The sequence below is a fragment of the Campylobacter magnus genome, from assembly GCF_028649595.1.
Taxonomy (GTDB): domain Bacteria; phylum Campylobacterota; class Campylobacteria; order Campylobacterales; family Campylobacteraceae; genus Campylobacter; species Campylobacter magnus.
Genome location: NZ_JAQSLK010000002.1, coordinates 209,275 through 229,628 on the forward strand (window position 1 = coordinate 209,275; position 20,354 = coordinate 229,628).

Genomic DNA, 20,354 nt, shown 5'->3' on the forward strand with positions numbered 1-20,354 from the left:
TTTTATATTTTAATTATCAAAAAGCCTTGAAATATGCGAAAATTGTGCTATAATTTCAGCCAAAATTCTAAAAAAGAGAAAATCAATGGTAATCACAGATGATATGCTAAACAAGCTTGAAAGGCTTTCTGCGCTAAAAATTCCCGAGAGCAAAAAAGAGGAGTTTAAAGCCGAACTTGGTAAAATTGTAGGCTTTGTAGAGATACTTGATGAACTTGATCTTGCTGGACTTGAAGCTGAGGTAAGTACGATAAAACAAAGTGCTCGCCTAAGAGAGGATGAACCTGTAAAAAGCGAGGTTATAAAAGATATTTTAAAACACGCTCCAAAAACATATGAAACATACTTTGAAGTTCCAAAAATCATAGAATAATTAAGGATTAAAGATGGATTTTTCTACGATAAATATTGATGATTTATTATATAATGTATCGCAAAATAGAGCAAGCGATTTACACCTTGTAGCTGGGTCTGAGCCTCAAATCCGCATTGATGGCATTATGCGTCAGCTTGATGGTAACAAGCTGACTGGCAATGATATAGAAAGGCTTTGCTATAGCATTATCACAGATACACAAAAAAGCTTTTTAGAAGAAAATAAAGAACTAGATTTTGCCATTAACCGCAAAGGTGTAGGCCGCTTTCGCGCGAACTACTACTACACAATGAGTATAAATAGCCAAAGCAGCGATCTAGCAGCTGCTTTTCGTGTGATACCTGAAAAAATTCCTTCACTTGATGATCTAAACTCACCTGAAATATTTAAAGATTTGGTTCACCGTGAAAAAGGTCTGGTGCTAGTAACTGGCCCAACAGGCTCTGGTAAATCAACCACGCTAGCAGCTATGCTAAATGAGATAAATATAACTGAGCGCAAGCATATTATCACTATTGAAGAACCAGTTGAGTTTTATCACACTCACAAACGCTCACTTTTTTCTCATCGCAATGTGGGAAATGATACAAAGAGCTTTGCAAACGCTCTTCGCTCAGCACTGCGTGAAGACCCAGATGTAATCCTAATCGGTGAGATGAGAGATAAAGAAACAATTAGCATTGCCTTAACAGCAGCTGAAACTGGACACTTGGTATTTGGCACCTTGCACACTAACTCAGCTGTGCAAACAGTAAACCGCATAGTAGAGGCTTATCCTGAGAGTGAACAAGCTCAAATGCGAGTAATGCTCTCAAGCTCACTAAACGCAGTAGTTTCTCAAGCTCTCTTGCCAAAAATAGGTGGAGGTCGCACGGCAATTCATGAGATTCTTATCTCAAATCACGCTATATCAAATCTTATCCGTGAGAACAAAATACATCAAATTTACTCACAAATGCAGCTTAATCAGCAAAACACAAAAATGCAAACACAAACCCAGGCTATGATGAATGCTATCCGTTCTGGGCTAATTAGCAAAGAATCAGCACTAAAATATTCTGTAAATTTACAAGAACTAAAAGCTCAGCTTGGTATGGGGGTATGATAATGGATGCTGTTTCTTGGTTTGATTTAGTGGTGGTGGCACTTGTTTTGGTGCTTGGTATAAAAGGTCTTTTAAATGGCTTTATTAAAGAGATTTTTGGTATTATAGGTCTTATCGGTGGTGTTATCGTAGCTAGTCGCTATGCTAGTGAAGTAGGCGAGTTAATAAGTAAAAATATTTATGCTATTGCTGAGAATTTCTGGTTTCATATCGGCTTTTTAATCACTCTTATTGTATTTTGGGTCGTTTGCTTGGGACTTGGACAGATATTTAACAAAATACTAAAAATGAGTGGCTTTAGCTTTTTGGATCGCTTGCTTGGCTTCATTGTAGGCTCTGCGAAGATTTTTTTGGTTTTTGCGATTTTTGTTTTTATCATCTCACGCATTGCGATTATAAACGAAAAAATAGAGCCTTATTCTAAAAAAAGCTTTTTATATCCATTTTTGCTAACTGCTGGCGAGTTTATAATGAACCAAAATATCCCAGCTGTGAGCGAGGCTAAAAAAATAAGTGAAACTGCCACGCAAAATATAAAACAAGAAGTTCAAAAAGCTATTGCTGATGAACTAAATGCTAGTATAAATGAGGCAAATGCTACTTTGAACATAGAGCCTTTAAACCTAGGCATTACTGAAAACAACGCAAGTGGGCTTTAATATGTCAAACATAGTAAATATAGAATACAACAACCTTTTAGAGCTTTTTAAAGAGATTTTGCGCCAAAATGGGCTAAAATACACCAAACAGCGCGAGATCTTACTAAAATGCCTTTATAACAACAATGACCATTTTACGCCTGAGAATTTGTATTTACATATAAAGTCTATTTATCCAGAGCTAAATCTTGGTATAGCAACTGTGTATCGCACTCTAAATTTACTTGAGGATGCTGGTATTGTAACCTCTCTTAGCTTTGGGGCTCAGGGTAAAAAATACGAACTTGCTAACAAACCGCACCATGATCACATGATTTGTAAAATCTGCGGTGGAATTACAGAATTCCAGAATGCTCTAATAGAACAAAAGCAACTTGATATCGCAAAAGAGCATGATTTTACTCTCACAGGGCATTTGATGCAGTTATATGGAATTTGCGCTGAATGTAGTAAAAAGGGAAATAAATGATATTTGATAATGAATTAGAACAAGTAAGAATTGCTAAAAAAGACGAGCTAAAAAGCCTTGGGGTTAATCCTTATCCGCAGTTTTTAAAGCGTGGTATGAGTATAGCCCAGTTTAGAGAGAAATTTGCTTTTATCAAAGACTTGGCTGAGAAAAAAGCTGATGAGATTGTAACTCTATCAGGTCGCTTAAAACTAAAGCGAGTGGCTGGAAAATCTACTTTTGCTAACATTGAAGATGATAGCGGAAATATACAAGTTTATTACTCTCTTGGCTCAATTGGCGAAGAAGAATACGCTAAGTTTAAAAAGAACCTTGAAGTAGGCGATATAGTGCAAATCACAGGCTATGCTTTTATCACTCAAACTGGCGAGTTTAGCATACACGCTAGCAAAATCGTGCTAGCTAGCAAGGCTTTAAGCCCGCTGCCTGAGAAGTTTCACGGACTAAGTGATACAGAGATTCGCTACCGTAAGCGCTACCTTGATATGATAATGAATGGTGATGTTAGAGATGATTTTATAAAAAGAGCTAAAATAATATCAGGAATTCGCAAGTTTTTTGAAGAGCGTGGCTTTTTAGAGGTTGAAACCCCTATGATGCATCCAATTGCAGGTGGTGCAAACGCAAGACCATTTATCACTCATCACAACACGCTTGATGTGGATTTCTACCTAAAAATCGCTCCAGAGCTATATCTAAAACGCCTAATCGTAGGTGGAATGAACGCTATTTTTGAGATGAATAGATGTTTTCGCAACGAGGGCATGGACTTAACCCACAACCCTGAGTTTACTAGCATTGAGTTTTATTGGGCCTGGCATGATTATTTTGAGGTTATGGATCTAACAGAAGAGCTATTTAGTTTTTTAATTGATAGCTTAAATTTACCAAAAATTTTACCTTATGGTGATCTGGAAATTGATTTTAGCAAAAAATTTAGACGCATAAAATATCTAGACGCCTTACACGAAATAGGCGGAATTCCAAAAGAAATAATAAATGATAAATCTAGAATTCTAGATAAACTTAAAGCCGATGGCTTTGAAGCGAATTCTAAGCTTGATTTAGGTCATTTACAAGCTGAGCTTTTTGATAATTATGTAGAAAGCAAGCTTATAAATCCTACCTTTATCATTGATTTCCCAATTAGCATTAGCCCACTATCTCGCAGAAGTGATGAAAATCCTGAAATAGCTGAGCGTTTTGAGCTATTTATCGCTGGTAAAGAGCTAGCAAATGCCTTTAACGAACTAAACGATCCACTAGATCAATACGAACGCTTTAAAGCTCAAATTGATGCTAAAAACGCAGGCGATGATGAAGCTCACGAGATGGATGAGGACTACTGCCAAGCTCTAGGATACGCTATGCCACCGACTGCTGGCTGGGGGCTAGGAGTTGATCGCCTTGTAATGCTGCTATTAAATAAACAAAGCATTAGAGATGTGATTTTGTTTCCAGCAATGAGACCAAAAAAAGACTAATTTCAAAGGAGTAAAAATGGAACTAAAAGATTTTGATAAGGATATCTACGAGCTTTTAAACAAAGAACTAGCTCGCCAATGCGATCACTTAGAGATGATCGCTAGTGAGAACTTCACTTATCCAGAAGTAATGGAAGTAATGGGCTCAGTACTAACAAACAAATACGCTGAGGGCTATCCTGGCAAACGCTATTATGGTGGCTGTGAGTTTGTAGATGAGATAGAGCAAATCGCTATTGATAGATGTAAGGAGCTTTTTGGTTGTGCTTTTGCTAATGTTCAGCCAAATAGTGGCAGCCAAGCAAATCAAGGTGTATATGGCGCATTTTTAAATCCAGGCGATAAAATTCTAGGCATGGATCTAAGCCACGGCGGACACCTAACTCACGGATCAAAAGTCTCAAGTTCGGGTAAAAATTATGAGAGCTTTTTTTATGGCGTGGAGCTTGATGGACGCATAAACTACGAGCGCGTGGCAGATATCGCAAATATTGTAAAACCAAAAATGATAGTTTGTGGCGCAAGTGCGTATCCAAGAGAGATTGATTTTAAGAAATTCCGTGAAATTGCTGATAGCGTGGGAGCATATCTTTTTGCTGATGTGGCTCACATCGCTGGACTTGTAGTAGCTGGCGAGCATGCTCATCCATTCCCGCACTGCCATGTAGTAAGCTCTACAACGCATAAAACGCTAAGAGGCCCAAGAGGCGGTATTATTATGACAAACGAAGAAGAGTTTGCCAAAAAAATAAATAGCTCAATTTTCCCAGGAATTCAAGGCGGACCGCTTATGCATGTAATCGCTGGCAAAGCAGTAGGTTTTAAACACAACCTAAGCCCTGAGTGGAAAGTATATGCTAAGCAGGTAAAAGCAAATATTAAGCGTCTTGGCGAAGTTCTAGTATCTCGTGGCTATAATCTAGTAAGTGGCGGTACTGATAACCACCTTGTGCTAGTAAGCTTCTTAGACCGCGATTTTAGCGGAAAAGATGCTGATATGGCGCTTGGCAGAGCTGGAATTACTGTAAATAAAAACACAGTTCCAGGCGAGAAGCGCTCACCATTTATCACAAGTGGAATTCGCGTAGGCTCAGCAGCCCTAACTGCTCGTGGCATGAAAGAAGAGCAATTTGAGTTAATCGCAACTAGAATTGCTGATGTGCTTGATGATATAGGCAATGAAAGCAAACAAGCTAAAATCAAAGATGAGCTAACAGCACTAGCAAGAAATTTTATCATCTATAATAAGGCGGTATTTTAATGCAAAGTGTAGAGCTTACGCTGATTAAAATCATCGGTGATCATTTTTATGAAAATACTGGAAAACTTCGTAAAGTGGAGTTTAATGGCAAGAATTTCTTTGATCGTTATGAGCGCATCGACTCTCAGCTTACTATGTCTATTCAAAAAGAGCACTTTGAGGGCAAAAGAGTTATAGCTCACGACCTTATAAATGACAAAGAAAAAATCGTAGAAAACATAGTATTTGACTACAATGGCTATGACCCAGATCGTTTTTGGCACAGAGCTCAGCTGATGCTTAGAGAAATGGGCTTTGTGAACTTTACTGCGTATAGGACGAAGACAAATGGACATCTACACCTTTATGTTCACAAGGGTCATACCGTACTTAGTGAGGCGTATCAGCTAGCAAACAAGCTTTCTATGACACTAAGCCAAAAAATGCCTTGTAGCTGGCGAATGTTTCCTAATGTAGATATGCCTAGGGAATTCCAGATTCTAAACTTGCCTTATGACCTTTTCCAAAAAGAGCGTGGCGCAAGCTGGTCAAAATTTATGTAAAAGGGGCTAAAATGGAAGAAAAAAACCAAGAAAATCAAGAGTTACAAGATATAATCTTAGAAAATGATGACGAAAACCCAAACGGCAAAGTTAAAAAAATAATAACTACGATTATTTCGCTTATTATTTTGTTTTTAATCATCGTGATTGTAGTTAAGTTTTTAAACACAAATGATGAAGAAGAACCAGTGCTAAGCCAAAATACAGCAGGTGCTTTGATACTGCCAGATGAACCGGTAGCTCCTATGCCTATGCCTGAGAGCTTTGAGCAAATGCCTATCGTAACAGAGCCAGCACCTACTATCAACCAAGTACTAGAGCTAAAAGACGAGCCAAGAGCAGAGCTAATAGCCCCAAAAGAGCCAGAGACGACAAAACCTGAACCAGCACCAAAAGCTGAGGTTAAAAAGCCAGCTGCTAAGCCAGAGCCCCAAAAGCCCGAAATCAAAAAGCCAGAGCCTAAAAAACCTGAGCCAACTGTTATCAAACCAGAACCAAAAAAACCTGCGTTAGAAAAAGAGCTAACGAAGCCAGAGATTAAAGCTAAGACTGCTAGCTCATCAGTGATGGCAGGTTCATATGTGCAAGTAGCAAGTGTAGCAAAGCTTGATCCTAAAAGCTCGCTAATCAAAAAGCTAAATAGCTCAGGATATGAGTATAAAACCTATGAAACCACAGTAAATGGCAAAAAGGTCATAAAAGTGCTAATTGGTCCATTTAGTGGCGCAGAACTAAACCAAAAACTAGGTCAAATCAAAGCTGATATTGACCAAAAAGCTTATATTTATAAAATAAAATAAGCTTTAAATCTAGAATTCCCAAGCTAAAAAGCCCTAGGAATTCTAGATTTTTATAAGGAATTCTAGAATTCCCAAGCCAAAAAGCTCTAGGAATTCTAGTTTTTTATAAGGAATTCTAGATAATAATTTCACAAAGATTTAAAATGAATTACTACGCAGTCATCGGCAATCCCATCGCTCATAGCATTTCGCCTAGACTTCATAATAACGCCTTTGAAGCACTTGGCATAAATAGTGTTTACTCACGCTATTTGCTTGATACTAGCGCAAGTGCTAGTAAGCTAAGGCAAAAGTTTTTTGCCCTTGGGCTAAGTGGGGCAAATATCACCGTGCCTTTTAAAGAAATAGCCCTAGAATGCGCTGACGAACAAGACGAACTAGCAAAAAAAATCGGCAGCGCAAATACTTTGGTACTAAATGCTGGCAAAATTCACGCTTTTAATACAGACGCACCAGGCTTTATGATGGCTATAGCTGAGTTTGAAAATATAAAAAATGCTTTAATCATCGGCGCAGGAGGCACAGCAAGAGCCCTAGCTCACGCTCTAAAAGCTAGCGGGGCAGAAGTAAGCGTGCTAAACCGCTCAGAGGGTAGAGCGGGGGCTTTTGGCGAGTTTGCTTATTTTACCACGCAGAATTTTAAAGCTAGCAAAAGCTACGAACTCATTGTAAATACTACTCCTGCTGGACTTACTTTTGCTGGTTTGCCTTGTGATAAGAAGCTTTTAGATGAGCTTTTTTCTGGTGCAAAATACGCTTTTGATGTGGTTTATGGCAGAGATACAGAGTTTATAAAACTAGCAAAAGCAAAAAACCTAAGGGTAAAAGATGGACTAGAAATGCTTTTGTATCAAGCAGTTTTAGCATTTGAGCATTTTAGTAGTAAAAAAAATGAGAGAGAAAAAATACAAATTGCTATGCGCAAAGCTTTAAGCCTTTAAAAAATTCTTACTTTTAAGCTTTGTAAGTGTATAATTGCGATTTTTATGGATTTTTAAGGATAAAAAATGCGAACAGATTATTGTACAAATTTCAGCAAAAACGATATCGGCAAAGAAATCGAGCTTTGTGGCTGGGCTGATAGCTACCGTGATCACGGTGGTGTTATCTTTATAGATTTGCGTGATAGAAGTGGTGTTATTCAGGTGGTTTGCGACCCAAAAGACAGCAGGCAAGCTCACGAAGTAGCAAGTCATGTGCGTGATGAGTATGTGCTAAAAGTAAAGGGCAAGCTTCGCGCAAGAAGTGCTGATATGATAAACCCTAAGCTAAAAACTGGAGAGATTGAAGTAGTAGCAAGCGATCTTGTTATAGAAAACGCTTCTGCACCACTTCCTTTTGTAATAGGCGATGCAAATGTAGGTGAAGAAACTAGGCTAAAATTCCGCTTTTTAGACCTTAGAGAAAAAGGTGCCTTTGAGCGCTTTAAACTTCGCTCAAAGGCTATGATAGCTGCTAGAAACACACTTGATCGCCTTGGTTTTGTTGAGGTGGAGACGCCTATTCTTACCCGTGCTACGCCTGAGGGCGCAAGAGATTATCTAGTGCCAAGCCGTGTTCACAATGGCTCATTTTATGCTTTACCTCAAAGCCCGCAGCTTTTTAAACAGCTTTTGATGTGTGCTGGCTTTGATAAATATTTTCAAATCGCAAAGTGCTTTAGAGATGAGGATTTAAGAGCTGATCGCCAGCCTGAGTTTACTCAGATTGATGTGGAGATGAGCTTTTGCAATCAAGATGATGTAATTGCTGTGGGCGAAGAGCTATTAAAAGATGTATTTGCCGCTTGTGGCAAGGATATAAAAATGCCTTTTATGCGTATGAAGTATAATGAGGCGATGGAGAGCTATGGTTCTGATAAGCCTGATTTGCGCTTTGATATGCCTTTAATAGATGTAGCTGATATTTTTGCTCGCTCAAATAACAGCATTTTTGCTGATCCATTTAAAGATGAAAAAGGCAAAAAACATAACAGAGCAAAAGCTATTGTAGTAAAGGGCGGCGATAATATTTTTAGCAAAAGACAAATGCAACGCTTTGAAGAGTTTGTGCGAAAATTTGGCGCAAAAGGTCTAGCCTTTATCCAAATAAAAGATCCAAAAGACACAGCCGGTCAAGATAATTGCGTGAATTTTGACGGACTTAGCCTAAAAGGTCCTCTAGTTAGGTTTTTTGATGAAAGCGATCTAAAAGAGCTAGTTTCTCGCACAGAGCTAAAAATCGGCGATGTAGTGTTCTTTGGCGTGGGAGCTAAAAAAATCGTGCTTGATTATATGGGTAGATTTAGACTATTTTTAGCTGATGAGCTTGGTATCATCAATCCTGATGAGTTAAAGTTCCTTTGGGTAGTGGATTTCCCTATGTTTGAGCAAAATGATGATGGCTCATACTCAGCTATGCACCATCCTTTTACTATGCCAAACAACCCTGATGAAAGCGATTTAGAAGACATCACTAGCATTGCTTATGATGTGGTGCTAAATGGCGTGGAGCTTGGCGGTGGTTCTATTAGAATTCACAAAGACGATATTCAACAAAAAGTCTTTAAATTGCTAAAAATAGAACCAGACGAACAAAGAGAAAAATTTGGCTTTTTGCTAGATGCGCTTAGCTTTGGTGCGCCACCACATGGTGGATTTGCTATAGGCTTAGATCGTCTTATGATGCTTGTAACCAAAAGCCCTAGCATACGAGATGTAATCGCCTTCCCTAAAACCCAAAAGGCAACTTGTTTGATGACAAAAGCACCTAGCGAGGTGAGTGGAGAGCAGATGAGAGAGCTGGGCATAAAACTAAGAGAGCAAAGCAAATAATAATAACTGCGATTTGTTATAGCACACCTATTGTGCGTGTTTTTGGGCTAGCACGGTTTGGGATGAACTATCTGTTCTATCCCTGCACCGCACCGCACAAAAAATATGCACACTACGCCCACTCTAAAAATCGCTAGAAAAAGCCCAGGAATTCTAGAATTCTCTAAAACTAAATATCTAAGGAATTCTAGAATTCCTATAAAACTTAGAACTCTAACAAAAGGATAAAAATGAAAAAATTATTTTTAATCATCGGTGCGCCAGGTAGTGGAAAAACCACAGATGCTAGCATTATTGCTAAAAACGATGCTAGTTTTGCGCATTTTAGCACAGGAGATTTGCTTCGCGCTGAAGTAGCTAGTGGCTCTGAGCGTGGCAAGACAATTGATGGTTTTATCAGCCGTGGAAATCTAGTGCCACTTGATATCGTAGTAGGTACCATAGTAAATGCGATAAAATCAAGCCCAAAAGACTATATCATCATTGATGGCTATCCAAGAAGTGTAGAGCAGATGACTACACTAGATGATGTTTTGCGTGATGAAAGAGAGATCGAGCTAAAAGGCGTCATAGAAGTAGAAGTAAGCGAACAAACCGCAAAAGACCGAGTGCTAGGCCGCGCAAGAGGAGCTGATGATAATGAAGAGGTTTTTTATAACCGCATGAAAGTATATACTGAACCACTTGCTAGTATAAAAGACTTTTACACTCGCAATGACTTGCTATACACTATCAGTGGCGAAGCAAGCATAGAAGAAATCGTAGCAAATATGACCAAGCTAATAAATGATCTAAAATAAGGAGAAAAAATGGATATCTCAAAAATCAAAACCGGCTCAAACCCAGATAAGCTAAATGCTGTAATAGAAATACCTTATGGCTCAAATGTAAAATACGAAATAGACAAAGATAGTGGCGCTGTAGTGGTTGACCGTGTGCTTTACTCAGCTGTTTTTTACCCAGCAAACTACGGCTTTGTGCCTGGCACACTAGCTGATGATGGCGACCCAGCTGATATTTTGGTGCTAAATGAATACCCACTTCAAGCTGGCTCAGTTATCCCATGCCGTCTAATAGGCGTGCTTGTGATGGAAGACGAGGCTGGAATGGATGAGAAACTTCTAGCTGTGCCTGTTACAAAAATCGATCCAAGATATGAAAATATAAATGATTTTAGCGACTTACCAAGAGCAACTCAAGATAGAATTAAAAACTTCTTTGAGACTTACAAACTACTTGAACCTGGCAAATGGGTAAAAGTAAAAGGCTTTGAAAACGCTAAAAAAGCACAAGAAATATTAGATAAAGCTATTAAAAATTACAAATAATTTCTAGGAATTCTAGAATTCCTAAGTAAAAATTTTAAAAAAATCTAGAATTCCTTAGGAATTCTAGATTTTCTATTAAATAAATTTTTATTTATAAATATTTTTATATTTACTATTTTTTTTGAAAATACTTCTTATTTTTTTAAAATAAATATTTAACAGCAATACCCAGCAAAATAGCAAACAAAGTATTATTTTTTAGGCAAAAAAGATAAAAAATATACTATTAAAAGTTTATTTAAAAACCTTGACAAAGTATTTAAAAAGTATTATAATGCCACTTCAATTTTCTATCTTTACGAGGAAAGGAGGCTGGGTTTGCAAAACAATGCTAAAAAATCTGGACTTTCATGGTTTGTAGTTCTTGTAATTATCGTGCTTGCGCTTGCAGGCTATACCGCTCACAACGCAAATGCTTTATCATACCTAAGCGACGATAGTGCTGCTTGTAACAACTGCCATGTTATGAATGATGTTTATGCAAGTTGGCGAAAGAGCTCTCACGCTCAAATAGTAGCCGGAAAACCTCGTGCGACCTGTAACGACTGTCACTTGCCACACGATGGGTTTGTTAGCAAATGGGTTTCTAAAGCTAAAAGTGGTGTTTCTCATGCGTATTCTTTCACTTTTAAGCTAGATGATTTACCACAGCACTTTGATGCTAATACTGTGACAAAAGCGGCAGTTCAAGCAAACTGTATTCGCTGTCATGCGCAGCTAGTAGGCGTAGTAGTAAATGCGACAACAAAACCTGATGATCCGCATTTTTCTGATTCACTTCAATGTGCCAAATGTCACGCTGGTGTAGGGCACACTCGTGGCTTTTAACAAATAAAATCTAAAGAAAGGAAAGACAATGAAAAAGGTCTTATTTGCTATAGTAGTAATAGCAGCAGTGGTAGGCTTTTCTTGGTTGAATAGTGATATTTCAAACAAAAAAGCACAACCTGATATGGCTGGTGCTGTATCAAAAGATATTGTCATGATGAGTGACGATGATCCAAGAATTGATGTGTGGTCAAAAAACTTCCCAGAGCATGCTGATATGTATCAAGCAGTAGAAACTGAGGCTCCGTTTGAGACTGAGTTTGGTGGAAACCACTCTTATTCTAAGCTTATCCGCTATCCACAACTTACTATTCTTTGGGCTGGCTATCCATTTAGCATAGATGCTAACGAAGAGCGTGGACACTTTTGGATTCAAGTTGACCAAATGGATACAGCAAGAAATAACAAAGATTTCCTAAACGCTCACGGCTTTGCAAAATTTGGCGGCCAACCAGCAGCCTGTATGAACTGCCACTCTGGCTGGACAAAATGGCTAGAAAACAACGCAGCACTAGGAACAACTCCTGAGGAAAAATGGATATCATTTAACTCTGCTAAATATTGGACTATGATCAAACAAGTTCCAGCACTAGGCGATATCAAAGAAAACTCAGCTGAGCACAGCGGCCCTCACGGCGGTAAAAGAATGGGACCAGCTTGCGGCGACTGCCATGTTCCAAACACTATGGAACTTCGTGTAACTCGCACAGCATTTATCGAGGCTATGAGCAACTGGAGAGGCTACCAAAAAGACGCTACCACAGGTCTAAAAGCTACTCGCTCTGAGATGAGAACTCTAGTTTGTTCACAATGCCACGTAGAGTACTACTTCCGCCCAACTGGCACAAAAACAAAAGTAGTTGCTGAGACTATCGCAAGTGACCCAACTAAAAAATGGTGGAACGGCACTCAAAAAGACTATGATGAGTTTGATAGCTGGAGAGATGGCAACAAAGCTACTGAAGCTGAAGTGAATGGTATTAAACTAGTATTCCCTTGGAAACAATGGCCTAAAAATGCTCCATTTAGAATTGAAATGTTTGATGAGTACTATGATGAGCCAGCTACAAGAGATATCTTCCCGCAAGACTGGCAACACAAAATCACAAAAGCTCCTATGATCAAGGTTCAACACCCTGAAACTGAGCTTTATAGTGCTGGCGTTCACGCAGCAAACGGCGTAACTTGTGCTGATTGTCACATGCCTTTTGTTCGCAAAGGTTCAACAAAAGTTACTCAACACAACATCACATCTCCGCTTAAAGATATAAACGCTGCTTGTAAAAGTTGCCACACTCAAAGCGAAGACTACTTGAAAAAACAAGTTAGCGATATCCAAAAATCTATCGCCTTTGATCTAAGAAGTGTTGAGTATGCAACAGTAAGCCTAATCATGGATATCAAAAATATGCGTGAAAGACTAGGCGCACTGCCTGAGTTCCAAACTAATGGCAAAGCAGATGATGCTAAAATCTCAGCTGAGCTAAAAGAAATCCTAGAGCTTCACCGTAAAGGTCAAATGAGAGGTGACTTCGTAGGTGCTGAAAACTCAACTGGTTTCCACGCTCCAAGAGAAGCTAGCAGAATGCTTTTACAAGCTCTTGAGATGGCTAGAATGGGTCAAACTAAGCTAATGGAGGTTGCTGTAAAATACGGCTTTAAAGACTTTAAAATCAGCAACTTAGGCTTTGATGACATCCAAAAATTTAATCCAGGCGAGATCACTTACAAAGTAGACCTTGAAGATTCTCACCAAGCTGGCAAACCAGGCCACAAAGCAGGCGATCGCTTCTACGAGCACAGCAATATAAATGATGCTCCAGCAGCTGACAAACTAGAGCTTGATAAAAACAACAAGCCTTATAATTTCAAGAAAATTGATCCAAAGCTTTCTAGTTACTAAGATGCTTTGATCAAAGAGGGCTAGTGCTTGCTAGCCCTTGCCCTTAGAGTTAGGTTTTCTGACTCTAAGGGCTTTTTTATTTCTTAAATACTTGCTTTATATATTTTCAATTTTTACCAAGCGTAAAGTCTAGGGAATTCTAGATTGTCTAGGGAATTCTAGACTAGTAGATGTTTAATGAATTTTAGATTATCTGGGAATTCTAGATGAAGTTTAAAAAGGGAATTCTAGAATATCTAGGGAATTCTAGATTATTTTGAATTCTAGAATTCCCTAGATATTTGCTAATATTTTACTCTACGATTTCAAAGCCGCTTTTTGTAGGCTGTAAAATCTGCGTTTTATACTGGACTTGTGAGCCACTCACGCTCTCCATAAAAAAGCTATGAGCGTTTTTGTCAATGAAATTTGTGATGATATAGTCCATCCCAAACATCACCGGATACGCAACTCTATCGTATTTTAGATCCACGCCAAGTAGTTTTGCGTTTGCTAGCAGATTCTCATCAATATCACTAAAAGAAATCGCAATTAACATATTTGCCCTATCGCTTGGCTGAGTAAGGCTAAAAAGCGCAGGGTCGTAGCAAATCTGCGTACAAAGCACCTTTTTTACATTTACATCATATACCCTAAATTGTGAGCTAATCAGCGAGGTTTTTAGCAAAGTGGTATTTAGAAAAACGCTAGCCCCCATAAAGCCTGAACGCCTTAGTTCACCTCTTAAATCCACATTTTTTGTCTCAATCACGCTTAAAAAAGCATCTGGATTTTGCAAGGCTACTTGGCGATTTAGCATAGAGCCAAGCCTGCTACCATCGCTTATTGAGGCGATTTTACCATCTGTTTTTTGGCTTAAAGAGCGTATTTGCCCATCATAGTCAACACCGCCAAAAAGTATATTTGGCTGCTCATAGCGAGCTAGACTTGCGTGTAAGGTCGGCACATAAAAGAAAATTCCTTTATACCTCTCATCAGCGATTTGCTCCAAGGCAGCATCAGTAATAGGCGCAATAGCGTAGTTAAAGCCCTGCGCTAGGATATTTTCTAGCACAGATCCTATATTGCTCTCATCATCAAAAAGAAAAAACTGCACCAAGGCTTTATTTTTCGCAGCAGCACTATAAGCGATTATAGAGTTGCTTACGATTACAGAGTAGCTTTTTATGGTTTTTTGCGGGATTAGCACGGCGATTTTAGCAGTATTACCAGTAGGCACAAAGCTAGGCGTAGATGAAGTAACAAAAGAGCCAAAGTTTCCAGCTAGAAAATCTCTGTATTTCATACTTAACTCGTCATTTGCGAAATTTTCTCTAAATCTAGATAAAAAGCTAAAAATCTGCCCTTTTTTTAGCAGAGTTAAAAGGCATTTTGTATCGCAGGCTTTTGGTTCTAAATCCACATAAAACTCTCTTGCTGGTTCGATATCGCTTAGTTTATTTGCTGCTCCAAAAAGACTAGCACAGCACGAAATACTAAGCAAAAATGCTCTTAAAGATTTTTTCATATCATTCCTTTTATTTTGTCTAGATTTTCTCTCATTTTTTCTTTTAGGCTAGGGTTTTTTGCTAGATGCGCACTCTCGTGTGCTGGCATGATAAAAAACTCCCCGCAGCGATAAAAATCCCCAACAATGCTAGAATAAGCATATTCTAACGGACTTACAAAAAACTCAAAAACACTTTGCCCAAGGGCTACTACCACTTTTGGTTGTGAAATGCTAATTTCACTTTTTAAATACTCAGCGCAAAAGCCAAGAGAAGTAGCTAAATCAGCGTTTTTTAAAAACTGCGCTAAGGCATTTTGCTTTGGGATGCACTTAAAAATACTAGTATAAGCCCAGCTAAAATCACAAAGCGGCTCAAAACTCTCATCAAAAAACTCACTCACAAAAAGCACATCCACGCTCTCAAGCACTGGTTCTACGCTAGTAGAGCGTATTTTTGAGAGTGGGCATAGATTACAATTTATGATTTCATTTTTAATTAAATTTTGGTTCATTTTGATTTTACTAAAAAAATTTGGCTGAGATTTTAGCTGATTTTAGCTTAAAATCTAGAATTTCTAAAGAATTTTAGAATAAATTAGAGCATACAAATAAAAGTTTAAGCAAAGTTTGGCTAAAATCTCCGCTTTATTTTATTTTTAAAGGATACAAGATGAAAAGAACATATCAACCACACAAAGTGCCTAAAAAACGCACTCATGGCTTTAGAGAGCGTATGAAAACTAAAAATGGCCGCAAAGTTCTAAGCGCACGCAGAGCAAAAGGCAGAAAAAGACTAGCAGCCTAATAATGCCAAAATATGGGCGTCTTAGCGATACAAGCGAGTTTGCTAAGGTATATAAAAATGCTAAAAAATGGCATTGTTATGATGCTAGCGTGTATTTTTTGGCAGCTGATGAGTTTAGGTTTGCAGTAGTGGCAAGCAAAAAAATCGGCAATGCTGTAGCCAGAAATCGTGCCAAAAGACGCCTAAGAGCGATATTTAGTGAGTTGGCCAGCACTGCTAAGCTTGGTGATTATGTGATAATCGCAAAGGATAGTTTGCTTAGTTCAAAGTATTCTCAAGCTAGCAAAAATATCCGCTGGGCTCTTAAAAAAATAGGGGCTTTGCAATGAGCGTAAAAAGTATGAATTTTATACCACTCTTTTTTATAAGGGTTTATAAAGCATTTATTTCACCGCTTTTGGGGCAAAATTGCAGGTATTATCCAAGCTGTTCTAGCTATGCTAGCTGGCTTTTAGAAAATGAGAATTTTTTCAAAGCAAGTTTAGCGATAATGCTTAGAATTCTACGCTGTAATCAGCTTTTTAGCGGTGGCATAGAATATCCTGTTATAAAGAAAAATATAGCAAAAAATAATCTGCTCCCAAATTCTAAAAGTATTAAATTCCCTAGCTTTTGGCTAGTCCCTTACAAAAATAAAAAATTTTATCTTATTAAAAATATAAGGACAAATCCAAGTGTTTAGCAATATGACAACCCAAACAAGACTACTTATTGCCACGGTGCTTTCTGTGGCTTTTTTTATAGCTTATGATTTTTATTTTATGCCAAAAAAACAGCTAGAAAATAACGCTAGCCTAAATGCGAGCAATGCTGCCCCTGCGCTAAAAGAGGGAATTCTAGATCCAAATGATGCTTCAAATCTAGTAAAAGCCCCTATTACTAAGGATCAAAAAGCTATTTTAGCTCACATAAATACTAGCGAGTTTAACGCTACAATTGATGAGCTAGGACGTATTTCTAGTTTTATATTAAATAACGCAAAGTTTGTAAATGAAGATGGCTCTCATATAGAACTAATCAGCAAAGACCCTATGCCACTCGAAGTGCGTTTTAGTGATACTGCGCTAAATGAACTAGCCTTTAAAACACCTTATAAAATAGAGCAAATAGAGCCAAAAAATGGTGGAATTTTTGAGGCAATTTTAACCCAAGAACTAGGCGCAAAGAGCATTTCAAAACACCTTACTTTCTACGCAAATGGCTCTTATGATTTGAGTGTAAAATCAAATAGTGATTTTTTCATCACTCCAGGTCATAGACCAGATGTGCTAGCTGATGGCTACACAGTCCATGGTGTGATGCTTCGCAAAAGCGATGATAGCCTAGATATAATAGAAGATGGCGATGCAAAAGGTGATGAAACCTATAATAATATAGATCTTATCTCAAGTGCTGATCGCTACTATACAAGCTTATTTTACGATAAAGAGCGTAAATTAAATGTCTTTATCCAAAACTCAAAGGATGAAAATACCCTAGCTTTCGTGCGAAGTAGCGGCGAGCTGAAGCTTAAAGGCTATATCGGCTCAAAAGAAAAAAGAGTGCTAACTTCAATTGAGTCAAGCCTAGCAGACGCTGTGGAGTATGGTTGGTTTACTTTTATAGCTAGACCTGTGTTTGATTTTTTAAGCTGGCTTTATGGATATTTTGGCAACTGGGGCTGGGCGATTATCGTGATGACTATTGTTATACGCATTATTCTATTCCCACTTACATATAAGGGCATGGTATCAATGAACAAGCTAAAAGATATTGCCCCAAAAATGAAAGAAATCCAAGAAAAATATAAAGGCGACCCAGCCAAGCTAAATACTCACATGATGGAGCTGTATAAGAAAAGTGGCGCAAATCCTATGGGTGGGTGTTTGCCGATTTTATTACAAATTCCTATTTTCTTTGCTATCTACCGCGTGCTACTAAATGCAATTGAGCTAAAGGGTGCCCAATGGGCTTTGTGGATAAATGACCTTGCGATAAAAGATCCGTATTTTATCTTGCCTATTTTAATGGGTGTGGCTATGTATCTACAACAACGCATTACCCCAACTACCTTTAGCGACCCAATGCAGCAAAAAATCATGCGCTGGTTACCTGCTATATTTACGCTATTTTTTATCACCTTTCCAGCAGGACTTACGCTATATTGGTTTACAAACAATGTATGCTCGCTTTTACAACAAATCGTGGTAAATAAGCTCTTTGCTCGCCACAAAGCAGAAGAGATTGCCGCTCATCATAAAGGCGAAAAATGAGAATCCAAGCATATTCACTAAGCGAGGCTTATCTAAAAGCCTCAGTAGAACTAGGCGTATCAGCTGCGGATGTAAATGTAGAGATTATCACAAAGCCTAGTGCTGGGTTTTTAGGCTTTTTTAAAAAGCTTGGAGAGTTTGAGGTAAGCACTACTAAACGCAAGGTAAAAGACTTTAAAAAACCTGCTAAAGAAGATTTTAGCGAGAGTAGATTTGAGGCTAAAGTCCAAAGTCCTGCGCCAAAGCCTGAGATAAAAAGCCAGAGTGGTTTTAAGCCTGAGCCAAATAGTTTTGAGAGTAAAGAAAATCTAGAATTCCCTAGCAAAAAACCTGAACGCTCAAATGTACTTAAAGCTTATGATAATATCATTGATAACTTTAATGCTTCTAATGAAAATAAACCAGAAGAGCCAAAAGAGATGCCATTTGTCAAAAAAGCTGAAAATAAGCAAGGCGGGGAATTAAACACTGAGATTTTAAATGAAATTGAAAGTGGCTTAAAAACTCTTTTTGACGCAAGTGATTTTAAAATACACATTGAAGAAGTTAGCAAATATGATGAAAATAGCGTATATATCAAGCTTGATGGCGAAGATTGCGCCCTACTAATAGGCAAAGAAGGATATCGCTACAAAGCACTCTCAAGTCTACTGTATAACTGGATAAACTCAAAATACAATCTCAATGTTCGCCTTGAAATCGCTGAGTTTCTAAAAAATCAAGAAGCTGGTATGAGAGTGTATCTAGAAGGCATTATTCGCCGTGTAGAAGAAACTGGTCATGCTAACACAAAACCGCTTGATGGCGTGCTAATCAAAATCGCCCTAGAACAACTAAGAGAGAGATTTAAAGACAAATATGTCGGTATCAAAAATAGTGAAGAGGGCAAATATATCATTATAAACGACTTTCACAGCCGATGACCATAGTAGCAAGAGCCGCAAGCGGTGCTATAAGCATAATCAGGCTTAGCGGGGTTAGGGCTTTAGAACTTGCTAAGACTCTTAGCGGTGGGGGCGAGCTTAGCCCTCGCCATGCTCATCTAAAAAAGCTTCATAGCAAGAGCGGGGAGTTGCTTGATGAGGCTTTGGTTATATATTTTAAAGCCCCGGCTAGCTTTACTGGTGAGGACGTAGTGGAGTTTCACACTCACGGCGGCGAGGCGGCTAGTTCTGCTATAATAGACGAGCTTTTAGCCCTTGGCGCAAGGGCGGCAAACCCAGGTGAGTTTAGCAAAAGGGCTGTGCTAAATGGCAAAATGGACTTAGCCAAGGCTGAGAGCATAGCTGCGATGATAGAAGCTCGCTCTGCAGGAGCAGCTAAAATGCTAGCACGCACGCTTTGTGGAGAGCTTGGAGAGTTTTGTAGCTCTCTTAGAAAAGAGCTTATTTATATCCTAGCTCACTGCGAAGCTTGTATAGACTATAGCGATGATGATTTGCCAAGTGATGTTTTAGAGGGAATTCTAAAGCGTTTGGATGCTAGCATTGCTAGATTAGAAAGCATTGTTAGCATAAGCGAGCAGCGAAAAGGGCTAATTGATGGCTTTAAAATAGCGATTATCGGCAAGCCAAATGTAGGCAAAAGCTCTATTTTAAACGCACTTTTAGCTTATGATAGAGCTATTGTAAGCAATAAGGCAGGCACTACAAGAGATACTATTGAAGAAAGCGTTAATTTTGACGGAGTTCTTGTGCGTTTTGTAGATACTGCTGGAATTCGCACTAGCACTGATGAGATAGAAAAAATCGGCATAGAATACTCCAAAAAAGCTGCAAATGACGCTGATATCATCATCGCTGTATTTGACGCTAGCAAAGATAAAAGCAAAGAAGATGATGAAATAATAAAGCTTTTAGCTAGTTATGAAAAAACTAAAATTTTGGTGCTAAACAAATGCGATCTAAATCTAGAATTCCCTACAAACTCTTTGCCAAATGAGCCTATAAAAATCAGCGCAAAAGATGATATAACTGGACTTAAAAAAGAGATAAAAAAGCTAGCTAGCTTTGAGCAAAGTGGCGAGCTAATGCTAACTTCAAATCGCCAAATAAGCCTTGTAAAAGCTGCCCTTAAGGAGCTAAAAGAAGCTGTTTTTAAGCTAAATGAAAGCGAGCTAGAAATCTTTGCTTTTCATATAAATGCGGCTTTAAAAAATATCGCAGCTATCACCGAGCCTGCTTATAATAGTGATATTTTAGATGCGATGTTTGGCTCATTTTGCCTTGGAAAATAAATTT

At 38.4% G+C, this 20,354-nt stretch carries 22 protein-coding genes; 20 read left to right on the top strand and 2 right to left on the bottom strand.

What is annotated here, in order from left to right:
* Positions 1–85 precede the first annotated feature (85 nt).
* From gatC to PTQ34_RS03615, 14 genes are all read left to right on the top strand, one after another.
* Positions 86–373, top strand: a complete 288-nt coding sequence (gene gatC, locus PTQ34_RS03550; protein ID WP_273929857.1) for an Asp-tRNA(Asn)/Glu-tRNA(Gln) amidotransferase subunit GatC — start codon at positions 86–88, stop codon at positions 371–373.
* A gap of 13 nt (positions 374–386) precedes the next feature.
* Entirely contained in the window at positions 387–1,481 is a 1,095-nt protein-coding gene (locus tag PTQ34_RS03555; RefSeq protein WP_273932149.1) for a type IV pilus twitching motility protein PilT, read from the top strand.
* Between the two features lie 2 nt (positions 1,482–1,483).
* Positions 1,484–2,140 carry a CvpA family protein gene (locus tag PTQ34_RS03560; protein WP_273932151.1) on the top strand — a complete coding sequence of 219 codons (657 nt, stop codon included), beginning with the start codon at positions 1,484–1,486 and terminating at the stop codon, positions 2,138–2,140.
* A 1-nt stretch (position 2,141) separates the two neighbouring features.
* Positions 2,142–2,609, top strand: coding sequence for a Fur family transcriptional regulator (locus PTQ34_RS03565; RefSeq protein WP_273932152.1), 468 nt, complete (start codon positions 2,142–2,144; stop codon positions 2,607–2,609).
* A complete protein-coding gene (lysS, locus tag PTQ34_RS03570; RefSeq protein WP_273932323.1) occupies positions 2,609–4,093 on the top strand; it encodes a lysine--tRNA ligase in 1,485 nt (494 codons plus the stop codon). The genes PTQ34_RS03565 and lysS overlap by 1 nt, the downstream gene beginning before the upstream one ends.
* Before the next feature lie 16 nt (positions 4,094–4,109).
* The gene (locus PTQ34_RS03575) at positions 4,110–5,354 is read left to right on the top strand and encodes a serine hydroxymethyltransferase (protein WP_273932153.1); all 1,245 of its coding nucleotides are present in this window, start codon (positions 4,110–4,112) and stop codon (positions 5,352–5,354) included.
* Positions 5,354–5,896 carry a DUF1882 domain-containing protein gene (locus PTQ34_RS03580; RefSeq protein ID WP_273932154.1) on the top strand — a complete coding sequence of 181 codons (543 nt, stop codon included), beginning with the start codon at positions 5,354–5,356 and terminating at the stop codon, positions 5,894–5,896. Before PTQ34_RS03575 ends, PTQ34_RS03580 begins: the two co-directional genes overlap by 1 nt.
* Before the next feature lie 11 nt (positions 5,897–5,907).
* The gene (locus tag PTQ34_RS03585; protein ID WP_273932155.1) at positions 5,908–6,696 is read left to right on the top strand and encodes an SPOR domain-containing protein; all 789 of its coding nucleotides are present in this window, start codon (positions 5,908–5,910) and stop codon (positions 6,694–6,696) included.
* A 143-nt stretch (positions 6,697–6,839) separates the two neighbouring features.
* Positions 6,840–7,637, top strand: coding sequence for a shikimate dehydrogenase (locus PTQ34_RS03590; protein ID WP_273932156.1), 798 nt, complete (start codon positions 6,840–6,842; stop codon positions 7,635–7,637).
* 66 nt (positions 7,638–7,703) lie between these two features.
* Positions 7,704–9,509, top strand: coding sequence for an aspartate--tRNA ligase (gene aspS / locus PTQ34_RS03595; RefSeq protein WP_273932157.1), 1,806 nt, complete (start codon positions 7,704–7,706; stop codon positions 9,507–9,509).
* Between the two features lie 230 nt (positions 9,510–9,739).
* Positions 9,740–10,309 (top strand): adenylate kinase, encoded by a 570-nt coding sequence (locus PTQ34_RS03600; RefSeq protein ID WP_273932158.1) that lies wholly within the window; start codon positions 9,740–9,742, stop codon positions 10,307–10,309.
* Between the two features lie 9 nt (positions 10,310–10,318).
* The gene (gene ppa / locus PTQ34_RS03605) at positions 10,319–10,837 is read left to right on the top strand and encodes an inorganic diphosphatase (protein ID WP_273929846.1); all 519 of its coding nucleotides are present in this window, start codon (positions 10,319–10,321) and stop codon (positions 10,835–10,837) included.
* A gap of 318 nt (positions 10,838–11,155) precedes the next feature.
* Positions 11,156–11,665 carry a cytochrome c nitrite reductase small subunit gene (gene nrfH, locus PTQ34_RS03610; RefSeq protein WP_273932159.1) on the top strand — a complete coding sequence of 170 codons (510 nt, stop codon included), beginning with the start codon at positions 11,156–11,158 and terminating at the stop codon, positions 11,663–11,665.
* Between the two features lie 28 nt (positions 11,666–11,693).
* Positions 11,694–13,568, top strand: a complete 1,875-nt coding sequence (locus PTQ34_RS03615; protein WP_273932161.1) for an ammonia-forming cytochrome c nitrite reductase subunit c552 — start codon at positions 11,694–11,696, stop codon at positions 13,566–13,568.
* A gap of 292 nt (positions 13,569–13,860) precedes the next feature.
* Here PTQ34_RS03615 and PTQ34_RS03620 read toward each other — a convergent pair whose 3' ends face one another.
* On the bottom strand, positions 13,861–15,075 hold the full coding sequence (locus tag PTQ34_RS03620) for a hypothetical protein (RefSeq protein WP_273932162.1): 1,215 nt from the start codon (positions 15,073–15,075) through the stop codon (positions 13,861–13,863).
* Positions 15,072–15,569 carry a uracil-DNA glycosylase family protein gene (locus tag PTQ34_RS03625; RefSeq protein ID WP_273932163.1) on the bottom strand — a complete coding sequence of 166 codons (498 nt, stop codon included), beginning with the start codon at positions 15,567–15,569 and terminating at the stop codon, positions 15,072–15,074. The genes PTQ34_RS03620 and PTQ34_RS03625 overlap by 4 nt, the downstream gene beginning before the upstream one ends.
* A 158-nt stretch (positions 15,570–15,727) precedes the next feature.
* Here PTQ34_RS03625 and rpmH point away from each other — a divergent pair, with 158 nt between their 5' ends.
* The 6 genes from rpmH to mnmE are packed head-to-tail and all read left to right on the top strand — an operon-like array spanning position 15,728 to position 20,350.
* Positions 15,728–15,862, top strand: a complete 135-nt coding sequence (gene rpmH, locus PTQ34_RS03630) for a 50S ribosomal protein L34 (RefSeq protein WP_273929841.1) — start codon at positions 15,728–15,730, stop codon at positions 15,860–15,862.
* A gap of 2 nt (positions 15,863–15,864) precedes the next feature.
* Complete coding sequence (rnpA, locus tag PTQ34_RS03635) at positions 15,865–16,191, top strand: ribonuclease P protein component (RefSeq protein WP_273932164.1); 327 nt, start codon at positions 15,865–15,867, stop codon at positions 16,189–16,191.
* The gene (yidD, locus tag PTQ34_RS03640; protein WP_273929839.1) at positions 16,188–16,544 is read left to right on the top strand and encodes a membrane protein insertion efficiency factor YidD; all 357 of its coding nucleotides are present in this window, start codon (positions 16,188–16,190) and stop codon (positions 16,542–16,544) included. Before rnpA ends, yidD begins: the two co-directional genes overlap by 4 nt.
* Positions 16,545–16,548: 4 nt before the next feature.
* On the top strand, positions 16,549–18,114 hold the full coding sequence (gene yidC, locus PTQ34_RS03645; protein WP_404814903.1) for a membrane protein insertase YidC: 1,566 nt from the start codon (positions 16,549–16,551) through the stop codon (positions 18,112–18,114).
* On the top strand, positions 18,111–19,037 hold the full coding sequence (locus tag PTQ34_RS03650) for a Jag N-terminal domain-containing protein (RefSeq protein WP_273932165.1): 927 nt from the start codon (positions 18,111–18,113) through the stop codon (positions 19,035–19,037). Before yidC ends, PTQ34_RS03650 begins: the two co-directional genes overlap by 4 nt.
* Entirely contained in the window at positions 19,034–20,350 is a 1,317-nt protein-coding gene (gene mnmE, locus PTQ34_RS03655; RefSeq protein ID WP_273932166.1) for a tRNA uridine-5-carboxymethylaminomethyl(34) synthesis GTPase MnmE, read from the top strand. The genes PTQ34_RS03650 and mnmE overlap by 4 nt, the downstream gene beginning before the upstream one ends.
* Positions 20,351–20,354: the final 4 nt, after the last annotated feature.

Excerpts from the sequence above, each read along its gene's own strand:
- gatC (WP_273929857.1), top strand. The coding sequence starts at position 86 with ATGGTAATCACAGATGATATGCTAAACAAGCTTGAAAGGCTTTCTGCG.
- PTQ34_RS03555 (WP_273932149.1), top strand. The coding sequence starts at position 387 with ATGGATTTTTCTACGATAAATATTGATGATTTATTATATAATGTATCG.
- PTQ34_RS03560 (WP_273932151.1), top strand. The coding sequence starts at position 1,484 with ATGGATGCTGTTTCTTGGTTTGATTTAGTGGTGGTGGCACTTGTTTTG.
- PTQ34_RS03565 (WP_273932152.1), top strand. The coding sequence starts at position 2,142 with ATGTCAAACATAGTAAATATAGAATACAACAACCTTTTAGAGCTTTTT.
- PTQ34_RS03575 (WP_273932153.1), top strand. The coding sequence starts at position 4,110 with ATGGAACTAAAAGATTTTGATAAGGATATCTACGAGCTTTTAAACAAA.
- PTQ34_RS03580 (WP_273932154.1), top strand. The coding sequence starts at position 5,354 with ATGCAAAGTGTAGAGCTTACGCTGATTAAAATCATCGGTGATCATTTT.
- PTQ34_RS03585 (WP_273932155.1), top strand. The coding sequence starts at position 5,908 with ATGGAAGAAAAAAACCAAGAAAATCAAGAGTTACAAGATATAATCTTA.
- PTQ34_RS03590 (WP_273932156.1), top strand. The coding sequence starts at position 6,840 with ATGAATTACTACGCAGTCATCGGCAATCCCATCGCTCATAGCATTTCG.
- aspS (WP_273932157.1), top strand. The coding sequence starts at position 7,704 with ATGCGAACAGATTATTGTACAAATTTCAGCAAAAACGATATCGGCAAA.
- PTQ34_RS03600 (WP_273932158.1), top strand. The coding sequence starts at position 9,740 with ATGAAAAAATTATTTTTAATCATCGGTGCGCCAGGTAGTGGAAAAACC.
- ppa (WP_273929846.1), top strand. The coding sequence starts at position 10,319 with ATGGATATCTCAAAAATCAAAACCGGCTCAAACCCAGATAAGCTAAAT.
- PTQ34_RS03615 (WP_273932161.1), top strand. The coding sequence starts at position 11,694 with ATGAAAAAGGTCTTATTTGCTATAGTAGTAATAGCAGCAGTGGTAGGC.
- PTQ34_RS03620 (WP_273932162.1), bottom strand. The coding sequence starts at position 15,075 with ATGAAAAAATCTTTAAGAGCATTTTTGCTTAGTATTTCGTGCTGTGCT.
- PTQ34_RS03625 (WP_273932163.1), bottom strand. The coding sequence starts at position 15,569 with ATGAACCAAAATTTAATTAAAAATGAAATCATAAATTGTAATCTATGC.
- rpmH (WP_273929841.1), top strand. The coding sequence starts at position 15,728 with ATGAAAAGAACATATCAACCACACAAAGTGCCTAAAAAACGCACTCAT.
- rnpA (WP_273932164.1), top strand. The coding sequence starts at position 15,865 with ATGCCAAAATATGGGCGTCTTAGCGATACAAGCGAGTTTGCTAAGGTA.
- yidD (WP_273929839.1), top strand. The coding sequence starts at position 16,188 with ATGAGCGTAAAAAGTATGAATTTTATACCACTCTTTTTTATAAGGGTT.
- yidC (WP_404814903.1), top strand. The coding sequence starts at position 16,549 with ATGACAACCCAAACAAGACTACTTATTGCCACGGTGCTTTCTGTGGCT.
- PTQ34_RS03650 (WP_273932165.1), top strand. The coding sequence starts at position 18,111 with ATGAGAATCCAAGCATATTCACTAAGCGAGGCTTATCTAAAAGCCTCA.
- mnmE (WP_273932166.1), top strand. The coding sequence starts at position 19,034 with ATGACCATAGTAGCAAGAGCCGCAAGCGGTGCTATAAGCATAATCAGG.